Genomic DNA, 223 nt, shown 5'->3' with positions numbered 1-223 from the left:
AAAAATATGAGCTACACTGTTATCTAGTTTTCAAAGAACATACATTTATTGTTGAGAGTAAGTTCTCTCAAAACTGAACAAAACGAAACACGGAAACTTATATTGATGAACAACGTTCATCAATTCTCCATAGAAAGGAGGTGATCCAGCCGCACCTTCCGATACGGCTACCTTGTTACGACTTCACCCCAATCATCTGTCCCACCTTAGGCGGCTGGCTCCA

At 41.3% G+C, this 223-nt stretch carries 1 rRNA gene; it reads right to left on the bottom strand.

Annotated elements, in window-relative coordinates:
* Positions 1-133: 133 nt before the first annotated feature.
* Positions 134-223 (bottom strand): 16S ribosomal RNA (locus tag MR058_RS23160); the annotation flags it as partial.

It is taken from the genome of Bacillus cereus group sp. BfR-BA-01430 (assembly GCF_022663115.1).
Classification (GTDB): domain Bacteria; phylum Bacillota; class Bacilli; order Bacillales; family Bacillaceae_G; genus Bacillus_A; species Bacillus_A cereus_BD.
Note: the sequence above shows the minus strand (reverse complement) of the source record. Positions and strands in the feature narration are given on the sequence as shown.